The sequence below is a fragment of the Amazonocrinis nigriterrae CENA67 genome, from assembly GCF_016056305.1.
Lineage (GTDB): Bacteria > Cyanobacteriota > Cyanobacteriia > Cyanobacteriales > Nostocaceae > Amazonocrinis > Amazonocrinis nigriterrae.
Genome location: NZ_JAECZC010000002.1, coordinates 351,034 through 361,924, shown reverse-complemented (window position 1 = coordinate 361,924; position 10,891 = coordinate 351,034). Strand labels below are relative to the sequence as shown.

The window sequence follows — 10,891 nt, the reverse complement described above, 5'->3', positions numbered from 1 at the left end:
AAGATGAACCACTCATCTGCATGGATGAAGCGGCTTACGAGTTAAAAGCGGACGTGTTTGAGCCAATACCAATGACACCCGCAAGCGATCGCAAAGAAGATTACCATTATGAACGGCATGGTGTGCGTGCGTTATTTATATTTTTTGACCCCTTGAGAGGATGGCGGCGCGTGAGTAGTCGTGAGCATCGTACTCGCGTCGATTGGGCACTGGAAGTTCGCCAACTTCTAGATGTAGACTATCCCCACGCGCGCAAAGTCAAGTTAGTTTGTGACAATCTCAATACTCATCACATTGCCTCACTGTATGAAGCTTTTCCTGCAACTGTTGCTCATCGATTAGCTCGCCGCTTAGAAATTCACTATACCCCTCGTAACGGTAGTTGGTTGAATGTTGCCGAGATTGAGTTAAGTGTCCTTTCTCAACAATGTCTTGACCGTCGTATTTCCTCTGCCACCGAGTTAGAAAAGGAGTTATCTGCCTGGCAGAACCAGCGTAATCGCACGAATAGCCAAGTTCAATGGCGCTTCACAACAGAGGATGCCCGTATTAAACTCAAACACCTCTATCCTATTGCACTATTTTAGCCCGGTCGTGCTAGTAGAGTACATATCTGAAGACAGCGATCGCCCCCAATAAGTTCTGTGGAAAAATCCAGCACACAGTGCCTAGACTAGCAAAAACCCCAGGCATCGCCAACACTGACTCCCCATTACTGATTACTGATGACTGACTACTGACAAAAAACTAATTCAGCAAAGGTAAAAACTGGCGGATTAATCCAATTGTCACCGCTGGGAGTTCTAACTGTGGTGTTAATCCTACATTTTCCAACTGTTGAAATATGCGGATTGCTTGGGGATTATTCTGGGCAAGACGACGACCAATTTCAGGCCCGGTAAATTCCGATTCTTGCCCCCAAATAATCGCAGTGGGAGTTGTCAATTGTTGAATGTAAAGTGATAAATCAAAGCACAAGTCACCGCGTACAAAAGATAGCGCCGCATACTCAGCATTTGGTTGCTGGGCAGATTGTAAATAGGCTTCTACAATTTCGTCATAAATTCGATTAGGCTGGGCAAATTGCCGTTGTTCTAAGAAACTGCGAATACCGTTACTCGTAGCAACTCCAGTGCTATACAGCAAGCGATCAACAAAAGGAATACTGACTATTTGGGCAAAAAAGCTACGGGAGTAATTTTCGCCAAAGTCAGAAAGTCCCGCAGGTGTGGTCAGAATTAAAGACTTGAATAAATCGGGATGGGCGATCGCTACTCGGATTGTAAAGGCTGCCGTCAAAGAAGAAGCGATCGCTGTCACTGGCCCTGTACAAGTCTGCTCGAAAAACTCCCGAATTGTGGTTAAATAATCATCAATCTGGTAATTCCGTGCTGGATGCTCGGATCTACCCCAACCGATTAAGTCTGGTGCCAAAATCCGATATTCAGCAGCAAAGGCTGGATAAACTTTCGACCACTCATAAGCAGAAGACCCACCACCAAAACCGTGCAGGAACACCAAAGTTTCCTTTTCACCTTTTGCGATTGCATCGTTCTGCCAAGGTGAGCCAGCGGCAGTATAGTATGCCATTTTACCTAGTGAGGTAATTATTGAGCGTTGCTCAAATCCCTGTGGCTGAAACATAGGTAAGCTGATGTGTATTTAACTTGCACTCTTCTCGACTAGGGAAGTAGGGGGATGAGGAGATGGGGGGATAGGGAGATGGGGAAGATGAGGGAGATGAGGAGGCAGTGCGGTCTTGGGGTTTCCCCAAGTGGAGCAACTGCCGTGGGGATGAAGGGGATGAGGGAGAAATAACTCTCAACTCCAAACTCCAAACTCCGCACGTCTCAACTCCCAACTCCTAACTCCTAACTCTCAACTCCTAACTCCCTACAATTGCTATTATCGATGAACCAATTATTTATACACCTCTAGCCTGCGTCATATTAAAAATACATTCACAAAATCGCTCTGACTTGCTCTAGCCCAGTTATTCTTATACATTAGACAATCTAGTAATCAAGTAGGTAAACACTGTGGTAAAGGCTTCGTCTTTTTGGCAGCAATTAATCAACCAGTATCCCAACTGGTCGCTTCCAGAGTTCAAGACGGGAAGTCTAAGACAACGAACTTTCAAGCCTTTCTCTGGGCCAGGAGGGATGCTTAGCTTCCTGACAATTGTTGTTGCCATGCTGCTGTGGAACTGGAAACTTTTCTTGGCGCTGCTGTTTGGCGTTGGGGTAATGTTATTAGTGTACTCAATGCAAGAATGGGACTGGCAGTCGGGTTGGTCAGAGATTCACAGGTTTTTAAATAGTCCAAATCGTCGGTTAGCGTTAGCCGTTAGCAGTGGTGGAATTGCTACTGTCAGTACTTACATGGCAGCTGCCATCTGGGTTGACTCCAATAGCCCTTGGATTGCTGCTGGTACTATTGTGCAAGGTTTGGGGACGTTATTAACTTTAATTTTGTTGGTGTGGCAAATCGTCAGCTTCTATGGAAATCGAGAAGAAGATAATTTTGACCGATTATTGCTCGACTTAACACAACAAGACCCCTTGAAGCGTTTGATTGCTGTACGTCAACTAACTAAATTCATGACACGCAGAAAAATTGATCCTGCGGTGCAGCAACATGCTGTTCAATGCTTGCAACTTTTACTCAGTCGAGAGGAGGAAGCAGTAATTCGAGAAGCAGCATTTGACAGTTTGCAAGCTTTGGATCGCTTACAACCATTAGCATCTAGTCCAATGACTCCACTTGGTGTAGTCAAGTCCAAAGTCAAAAATCAAAAATTCTTGACTGTTGAGTGATGACTGTTGAGTGATGACAACTGACAACTAACAACTAACAACTGACAACTACAACTGACTATTTTCGATATAGTCGTCCGTTTTGGACTTGCACCACTGGATGATTGCAGCGACGCACCAGTTGTTCATCGTGAGTAGTGACAATTACTGTTGCTCCAAAGGTATTTAACTTTTGCAGAATCTGCATCACTTGCCAGGAGTTATCTGGATCGAGGTTTCCTGTTGGCTCATCTGCTAAAAGCAATGGTGGTGTCCCAACGATCGCTCGCGCAATACTCACGCGCTGTTGCTCTCCGCCAGAAAGCTGATCGGGAAAACGGTCAGCTTTAGAAAGCAAACCTACGAGTTTCAAAGTTGGTTCTAAACGTCTTTGAATTTCTTTACGGGTATACCCTTGAGCTTGCAACACAAAAGTGACATTTTCCGCCACTGTGCGCTGGGGAATCAGTTTGTAGTCTTGAAACACAACACCAATACGTCGCCGCAATAATGACAAGCGATCACCCCGCAAAGCTGCTACATTACAATCATCAATAATCACTTCTCCCTGTGTTGGTAACTCCTCACCATATAACATTTTTAACAGGGTTGATTTACCAGAACCACTTGGCCCGGTGATAAACAAAAATTCTTTTTGCTTAACCTCCAGGTTGACATCCAACAAAGCCTCATAACCGTTGGTATAGGTTTTTGTCACAGAGCGCAATTGCACCATCGCAGGACTATTACTACCATCTTGTTGAGGTGTACTATCCTCTCTATCAACGGATTTGTCAGTTTTTTCTGGAGTTTTTATAGCAGTTCTCATAAAACGAAGTACTAAAAGCTGGCGATTGAAATTTACCTTAAAACAAGGATTCCCAGGTTATGCCTGGGAATTTCAATTTGAAAGTATAAATATTAAAAATTTTTGGCAGTATTTTCAGTAATACTACTTTTTTGTTACCTAGTGAAGGTAAGTAATACAGCAGTGGAAGCATAGTTTAGGACAGTGCTGATTGTTCAAAGCCTTCAAATAATTCTGCCGTTATGGGGCAGGGAAAAATCCCCTATGCCCTATGCCCTATTCCCGACCTCAACAAATAATCTCGCTGCGTAAGTCCTGACCCTATACCCTACCCCCAGGTTTGACGATGGTTTCAGTATTTTCTCTGAAAAGTCAGGCTAATTGGAGACTCATATTAAAGATTTAGTTAAGTATGAGCTAGTTAGTGGATACTATGAACATTTGTAAAGCTATATTAGGAAAATAAGTATGGCAATACTGCTTTTCTATTAATTTGTTGAACTTTAATCGTTCGGAGTGGAAAGCAGCAAAAATACCTCAAGGGCAAAGGAATAAAATTATGCTCGCAACTTGCAGCGAGAAAAATGCTAATGATTTGCGTCTGCAATTAGATTCTACGTTACAAGAATTACCTGCGTGGGGGGTTGCAGTTGAAATCTATCTTCCGGGTAATAAATTGATGAGCCTCTTTGAGCATGAGCCATTATTGCCAGGAATTATTTTGACCGATAACCAGCGCTTTGTAGGGATGATTTCACGGCAAAGATTTTTTGAGATGATGAGTCGCCCCTATAGTTTTGAGTTGTTTTCGATGCGAGCTATTGAAAGTCTCTATAACTTTATTCAGCGTGAAGTGTTTATATTGCTTGCGAATACGCTAATCACAGAAGCAACTCAGTCTGCATTACAGCGATCGCCACAATTTGTCTATGAGCCAATTTTAGTAAAAACTGCATCGGGAGAGTATAAGATAGTTGATTTCCATCAGTTACTTGTAGCTAATTCTCAGATTCATGTTCTGACCTTAACAAAACTACAGTATGTAGAAAAACAATCTCAAATAGCTAAAGCAGGATTTCGTGACCTGCAAAATAACTATACCCAACTCTTGCAAAATGAAAAAATGGTAGCTTTAGGTCAACTAGTCGCAGGTATAGCTCATGAAGTGAATAATCCTATCAACTTTATTGCTGGTAATCTTGTCCATGCCATCGAATATACTCAGCAGTTATTAAACCTGGTTAATCTCTATCAAAATAATTATCCTCATCCTGTAGCAGAAATTCAAACTGCGATCGCTGAAAGTGAACTGGGCTTTATTAGCAGCGATTTACCGACATTACTAAATTCTATGCGGAATGGTTGCGATCGAATCGCACAAATTGTTCAGTCTTTACGCAATTTCTCTCGTCTAGATGAATCTGATAAAAAACTTGTTGATATTCATGAAGGTATCGATAATACTTTGCTAATTTTACAAAGTCGGCTCAATAGCCAAAAAACTCATCACTATATTAATGTTCTTAAACAATATGCCAACCTACCTTTGGTTGATTGCTATGCTGGGTTACTCAATCAAGTCTTTATGAATCTTCTGACAAATGCTATTGATGCTTTGGAAGAGTCAACAGAACAATCCATTGTCAAAAATTCTCAACTGGCGACTCAACCAGAAATTATCATTCGGACAGAACTTACAGATGATCAGCAAGTGGTAATTCGTATTGCTGATAATGGCACAGGAATTCCCCAAGATGTAAAAAAGCGATTGTTTGACCCATTCTTTACCACTAAGCCTGTGGGTAAAGGTACGGGATTAGGATTATCTATCTGTTATCAAATTATTGTAGAAAAACATGGCGGACAGATGAATTGTGTATCTACTCTAGGTCAAGGATCTGAGTTCATTATTAAAATCCCTGTCAAACTTAATACTTAGTTAAGGAATGGCAGAGGAGTAACTAAATTAATGTCACTCCTATACGCCAGTTGCTAACTAATTGCACCCCTTGCAGTCAATCGATAAACAAAAGCTTTCAATGCAAACTCCGGCAAAGCTAACATCCGCCGCCAACGCCAGGGTTCTTGATAAAGCCGATACAGCCATTCCAAATTATTTTTTCCTAACCAAGCAGGAGCGCGAGTTTTTGTCCCTGACCAAATATCGAAACTACCACCAACACCAATCCAAATGGCTTGGGGACACAAATGGCGGTTTTCAGCAATCCATAATTCTTGACGGGGCACTCCCAAACCCACAAAAATTACTTGTGGTTGCAATTGGACAAGAGTTTGTTTCAATTGCTCTTCTTCTTCTGGAGAATGATAGCCGGAATGAGTACCCGCTATGTTCAAAGTGGGAATTTGTTGCTGCCAAAATTCTGCCGCTTTGGTAGCCACCCCAGGCGCTCCGCCATAGAAAAATACCTTTGTAGTTGGCTGCTGTCCCACTTCTCGCAGCAGTGTTTCTGCTAGTTCAATTCCTGGACAACGTTGAACTTTTTGCCAGAAAAGCCACCGCAAATACAAAACTACTCCCGCGCCATCTGGAATCACTAGCTCAGCATCTTGAATCACTTTGGCAAGCATGGTATTTCGCTCTGCCTGCATAGTCATTTCTGCATTGAGCGTAACTACATGAGTACCAATGCTTTGTTGCAAGCATTCTAGCAACCAGCCTGGATAGTTACTCATGACATGAACTGGTATTCCCAGTACTGAAAACGCTTTAGGCTGTTTAAACATAGCCGATTCTCGAATAGTCTCACACCAAGTTCTTTAAAACGATAGTCTATCAAATTTTTTAATGGGTGAACGTGGAAATCTGAGCAAATAACAACTGGCTGTTTACAAGTTAAAAACCAGACAAATTATTTGTGTGAGGTAACTGAATCTACTAGCTAAAGATAATATACCCAAATTTAAAGGGTTATAAAAATAACTTATATTATACAAAAGATGAAACTAGGCTGATTTTGTAATGTAACTTTAATATTTGCATGGAAAGTGAATACTTGTCACATTAGCAATCCCTATACGTGTTAGCCTTATTCAGGGCAGTACCACTATATTTATTATTGGAAGAATGTCTTTAAACTACATCTATCAAGACTTTGAGTAAACTCGACTTTACAGTTAAGGTAGTGTAAAGGGCGGAAGTTGACTATGAGTAAAATTCGTATTGCTCTGATTGAAGATCATGACCTTACCCGTGTGGGTATTAAGACAGCACTGCTGCAAAAGGAAGAAATTGAAGTTGTGGGAGAAGCTGCCAATGCCAAGGATGGGCTGAAAATGTTAAGAAGTGTACAACCAGATATTGCGATCGTCGATATCGGTTTACCGGATAAGGATGGCATTGAACTCACGCGGGAATTAAAATCTACTGCTAATGGAGAAGAGTTGTCAACGCGGGTGTTAATTTTAACACTTCGGGACAACAAAGAAGCAGTACTGGCAGCCTTTGCAGCTGGGGCAGATTCCTATTGTATGAAGGATATCAAGTTTGATAATTTGCTGGAAGCAGTACGAGTCACTTACAATGGCAACGCTTGGATCGATCCAGCGATCGCTCGGATTGTATTACAACAAGCCCAACAAAATCCCCCATCACCGCAAACAACACTAACAGATAATAAAAACCTGACCCAAAATCCAGATTTTTTGGAAAATCAGGAAATTATTGACCCTTACACCCTGACAGAAAGGGAATTGGAAGTGTTACAGTTGATTGTCGAAGGTTGTAGCAATGCAGTGATTGCCGAGCGCCTTTACATTACAGTCGGAACTGTGAAAACGCATGTCCGTAATATTTTGAATAAGCTATGTGCCGATGACCGTACCCAAGCAGCAGTACGCGCCTTGCGTTCTGGATTGGTGGGATAAAGTTATTTTGGTGTGTAGCAATCCTTCAGGAAATTAAAGAAAGTTGAAAACTTTGAGTAATTTTATACGTTCAAAGTGGGTAACTTTAACTAAAGAAGTCACTAAGTGTAAAGGTTAAAGCATGAAGTAAGAAATTAGCATTAGACGCTTCACTCGCAAGTGAAATGCCAAAATCACATGACTCAATATTTATGCTTCATTTCTCTTGAGATGGAGTAATTTTATACTTCATCCTTGAGCTAGACTTTTTGAGTGTTCGTTGGTGATGGGGTGGGATAAAAATTGCACTATCTCGCCATTCAACTATTCAAAAATTCAAGTCAAATATGACTGACACAGGGGTAGACAAACTGAAGCTCATGATCGTAGATGATGAGCAAGATAACCTAGATTTACTCTACCGCACTTTTAGGCGAAATTTTCAAGTATATAGGGCTAATCATGCCTTAAGTGCGCTCTCAATTTTAGACAAAGAAGGCGAAATGGCTGTGATTATCTCAGACCAGAGAATGCCAGAAATGAATGGTACTGAATTTCTCAGTCGCACGGTAGAGCGCTTTCCCGATACGATTCGGATTTTATTGACGGGTTTTACCGATGTTGAAGATTTGGTGGAAGCTATTAACTCCGGTCAAGTGTTCAAGTACATCACAAAACCTTGGAGTCCGGAAAGGTTGAGGGTATTAGTTGAGCAGGCCGCAGATGCATATCGTCTAGTCAAAAAACGTACCCAAGAATTGCGTCGTGCGCTGCGGCGAGAATCTTTGTTTAATGCAGTGACAAGGGCAATTCGGGAGTGCTTGGACTATGGCACGATGCTACAAAAGATTGCAGCCATCATTGGACAAGCATTTGAAGCTACTTGTTGCCTACTCAGACCTGTAGAAGGCGATCGCTTGACATTAGACCAGTTCTCTTACCACGATCCTAAATCTGATTTAGCCAATTATGCCTTCGACCCTGACATTTCAATTGAAAAAGTGCTGCAAACGAGTCAGTATCAACTGATTCAAGACACCACCTATGAAGGTAATCCCTATAGCTACCTAGTTGTACCACTTTCCTACCAGCAAGATTTGTTGGCTGTGTTGACTATCTATCAGTGTGGGAGCGATCGTCATTGTTGGCAAGACGAAGACATTCAATTGATTGCAAGTGTGGCTGAACAAGCAGCTTTAGCCCTTTCCCAAGCGAAACTCTACCAGCATCTTCAGCAAAAACAAGAACAGATTCGAGCTGAATTAGAAGTTGCTCGTCAAATTCAACACAATCTGCTACGTCAAAGCTTACCTGAAATCAAAGGTGCAAAGTTACAAGCCTGCTGCTACCCTGCTCGTGAAGTAGGAGGTGATTTTTTTGAAGTGTTTGTCCATCCCAAGGGCGACTTGTGGTTGGCAGTAGGTGATGTTTCTGGCAAAGGTGTCCCAGCTGCTTTATTCATGGCCAGCGCTATTTCAGTGTTACGCCGAGAATTATCTCAAGAAGCACCAGCTGAGCCGAATATAGTCATGAAAAATCTCAACTACGCTTTGTGTAATGACTTGATTGGTAACAATTGCTTCATTACCCTTGCCTTAGCTTGTTATAGCCCCACTACCAGAGAACTAGTTTACGCTAATGCAGGTCATATATATCCCCTGCTTTGGTCACGCGAAGCCCCTATAGAGGAAAAACCCCACTATCTCAAGGTACGCGGTATACCGTTAGGTATCTTGCCTAGGTGGCAGGCACAGTCAGGTCGGTTGGTTCTGACTCCTGGAGATACGTTATTGCTAGCTAGTGATGGAATTACAGAAGCAACAGTATCAAATAAATTATTAAATTCAGAAAAAACCGAGGGTGTCATTCAGAGAGCTAGCCGTTCTATGCTGAATCAAGACGGTTTTTGGCAACTCTTGCAGAGTGAGGCGCAGCCGCTTTCTCTTAGCCGTTTACTAGCTCGCATCCAGGCAGATAACCACGTTCAAGAAGATGATCAAACTATACTCTCACTGGAGGTTTTGTAAATGATGAAAAGTGAGCTTCATGTACCAAGCGACTTAAATTATTTAAACATTGTCGAACATTGGTTGCTGGGATGCTTGAAAATTCAGTTAGGAGAATCCGTTGACTGGTCACGACAATCCAGTCGTTTGCGGCTGGCTTTGGTGGAAGCATACTCAAACGTAGTACGTCATGCCCACAAAGAGCAAGCGAATGTGCCAGTTTTACTGCGTTTGGAACTCAAAGAACGAGATATTGCTTTAGAGGTTTGGGACTATGGCGAAGGCTTTGATATGTCTACCTACTTCCCACCAAACCCTACAGATAAACAAGAAGGTGGCTATGGCTGGCTGATTATGAGTCGTCTGATGGATAAGGTAGAGTACCAGTTACAAGTTAATGGTGCTAACTGTCTGAAGTTAGAAGCTACCATACCAGAACTAGCAAAATAACCAAGGGCTAACATTGCTCCAGTCAGGTTTAAAACTGTAGCTGAATTCTATACACCTGTGCCCATTGCTTGCATTTTGGGTAGGTTTTCTCTATTGTGACTTGGGTATTGCTAAGGGTGTCTATGCAATACCCCTACACCCCAATGGCATCCTCGATCATGTGAAATTTTAATTAGGCGATCGCACGATGCGATGGAAGATTTAGTTTTGTAATAAAAAGCGCTTATATGTATTTTAAAATAAAAAAGAATGTATTAACATAGGAATTAAAGTATTATTTATAACATCTATTAGAGCTATGCGAGACGCAGACAATGATCGTCGCAGAAATCGGCCTATCAACATTCCTAACGGAGGTGGAAAAGAACCACCTTCTATTCATGAGCTTAAACATTTTTTGAGGAATGCTCGTGCTGATGCAATTCGATGGGAACGACTTGCGAAAGAAAATCAAGAGGCTGCATCTCAACTAACTCAAGTTCAGCAAGATATTCAAACTTACCAAGTTGAAGTTAACGACTTAAAACAGAAATATCTTGATGAACAAAACAATTATCAGCAGGCTCTACATCGTTACAATGAGGAAAAAGCTAGAACAACTGAGTTAATAGCCAAATATGAGCACGTCAGGTCTGAGCGAGACAACTATTTGACTCTATATAATGAGGCACAAACACAACTTAAATTTGAGCGGCGTTCCAAGGCTAGTATTAAAGGATGGGAAACTCGTCGTAAAGCTGAGAATGAAAGACTAAAACGGGAAATTGCCGATATGGTTGTTCTGCTGCGCGAATCTATGGCAAGTAAGGATGAAGCTATAAATAATCTCTACATCGTAGCAGAACGGATGGATAGAATTCAATCCCTGGTAGATTCGGTGGAAGACGAAACAACAAACAATCCTGTAGGTTTGGTACAAAAATTTAAACGCATCTGGCTTGCGATTAAAGAGATACTTTCGGAATAAA

The 10,891-nt window shown here is 41.8% G+C and carries 10 protein-coding genes; 7 read left to right on the top strand and 3 right to left on the bottom strand.

What is annotated here, in order from left to right; all coding sequences use genetic code 11:
* On the top strand, positions 1-587 hold a 587-nt coding region (locus tag I8748_RS03040), incomplete at its 5' end, for an IS630 family transposase (RefSeq protein ID WP_198123186.1).
* A gap of 160 nt (positions 588-747) precedes the next feature.
* Here the strand turns inward: I8748_RS03040 and I8748_RS03035 are convergent.
* Positions 748-1,644 (bottom strand): alpha/beta fold hydrolase, encoded by an 897-nt coding sequence (locus I8748_RS03035; protein ID WP_198123185.1) that lies wholly within the window; start codon positions 1,642-1,644, stop codon positions 748-750.
* 395 nt (positions 1,645-2,039) lie between these two features.
* Between I8748_RS03035 and I8748_RS03030 the strand changes: the two genes are divergently transcribed.
* Positions 2,040-2,816 carry an armadillo-type fold-containing protein gene (locus tag I8748_RS03030; RefSeq protein ID WP_198123184.1) on the top strand — a complete coding sequence of 259 codons (777 nt, stop codon included), beginning with the start codon at positions 2,040-2,042 and terminating at the stop codon, positions 2,814-2,816.
* Positions 2,817-2,874: 58 nt separating this feature from the next.
* On the opposite strand, the gene ftsE is transcribed toward I8748_RS03030, so the two are convergent.
* A complete protein-coding gene (gene ftsE / locus I8748_RS03025) occupies positions 2,875-3,624 on the bottom strand; it encodes a cell division ATP-binding protein FtsE (RefSeq protein WP_198123183.1) in 750 nt (249 codons plus the stop codon).
* Positions 3,625-4,162: 538 nt separating this feature from the next.
* Between ftsE and I8748_RS03020 the strand changes: the two genes are divergently transcribed.
* A complete protein-coding gene (locus I8748_RS03020) occupies positions 4,163-5,542 on the top strand; it encodes a sensor histidine kinase (RefSeq protein ID WP_198123182.1) in 1,380 nt (459 codons plus the stop codon).
* Between the two features lie 53 nt (positions 5,543-5,595).
* Here I8748_RS03020 and I8748_RS03015 read toward each other — a convergent pair whose 3' ends face one another.
* Positions 5,596-6,348: a WecB/TagA/CpsF family glycosyltransferase gene (locus I8748_RS03015; protein WP_198123181.1), complete on the bottom strand. Its 753-nt coding sequence runs from the start codon at positions 6,346-6,348 to the stop codon at positions 5,596-5,598.
* Between the two features lie 420 nt (positions 6,349-6,768).
* On the opposite strand from I8748_RS03015, the gene I8748_RS03010 reads away from it, so the two are divergent.
* The 4 genes from I8748_RS03010 (at position 6,769) to I8748_RS02995 (ending at position 10,890) form a co-directional block, all read left to right on the top strand.
* On the top strand, positions 6,769-7,488 hold the full coding sequence (locus I8748_RS03010) for a response regulator (RefSeq protein WP_198123180.1): 720 nt from the start codon (positions 6,769-6,771) through the stop codon (positions 7,486-7,488).
* A 326-nt stretch (positions 7,489-7,814) separates the two neighbouring features.
* Positions 7,815-9,494 carry a SpoIIE family protein phosphatase gene (locus I8748_RS03005; RefSeq protein ID WP_198123179.1) on the top strand — a complete coding sequence of 560 codons (1,680 nt, stop codon included), beginning with the start codon at positions 7,815-7,817 and terminating at the stop codon, positions 9,492-9,494.
* 3 nt (positions 9,495-9,497) lie between these two features.
* Positions 9,498-9,923: an ATP-binding protein gene (locus I8748_RS03000; RefSeq protein WP_096559784.1), complete on the top strand. Its 426-nt coding sequence runs from the start codon at positions 9,498-9,500 to the stop codon at positions 9,921-9,923.
* A 298-nt stretch (positions 9,924-10,221) separates the two neighbouring features.
* On the top strand, positions 10,222-10,890 hold the full coding sequence (locus I8748_RS02995) for a hypothetical protein (protein ID WP_198123178.1): 669 nt from the start codon (positions 10,222-10,224) through the stop codon (positions 10,888-10,890).
* Position 10,891 lies beyond the last annotated feature (1 nt).

Coding starts and splice junctions, on each gene's coding strand:
- I8748_RS03005 (WP_198123179.1), top strand. CDS start 7,815: ATGACTGACACAGGGGTAGACAAACTGAAGCTCATGATCGTAGATGAT.
- I8748_RS02995 (WP_198123178.1), top strand. CDS start 10,222: ATGCGAGACGCAGACAATGATCGTCGCAGAAATCGGCCTATCAACATT.
- ftsE (WP_198123183.1), bottom strand. CDS start 3,624: ATGAGAACTGCTATAAAAACTCCAGAAAAAACTGACAAATCCGTTGAT.
- I8748_RS03000 (WP_096559784.1), top strand. CDS start 9,498: ATGAAAAGTGAGCTTCATGTACCAAGCGACTTAAATTATTTAAACATT.
- I8748_RS03015 (WP_198123181.1), bottom strand. CDS start 6,348: ATGTTTAAACAGCCTAAAGCGTTTTCAGTACTGGGAATACCAGTTCAT.
- I8748_RS03035 (WP_198123185.1), bottom strand. CDS start 1,644: ATGTTTCAGCCACAGGGATTTGAGCAACGCTCAATAATTACCTCACTA.
- I8748_RS03010 (WP_198123180.1), top strand. CDS start 6,769: ATGAGTAAAATTCGTATTGCTCTGATTGAAGATCATGACCTTACCCGT.
- I8748_RS03020 (WP_198123182.1), top strand. CDS start 4,163: ATGCTCGCAACTTGCAGCGAGAAAAATGCTAATGATTTGCGTCTGCAA.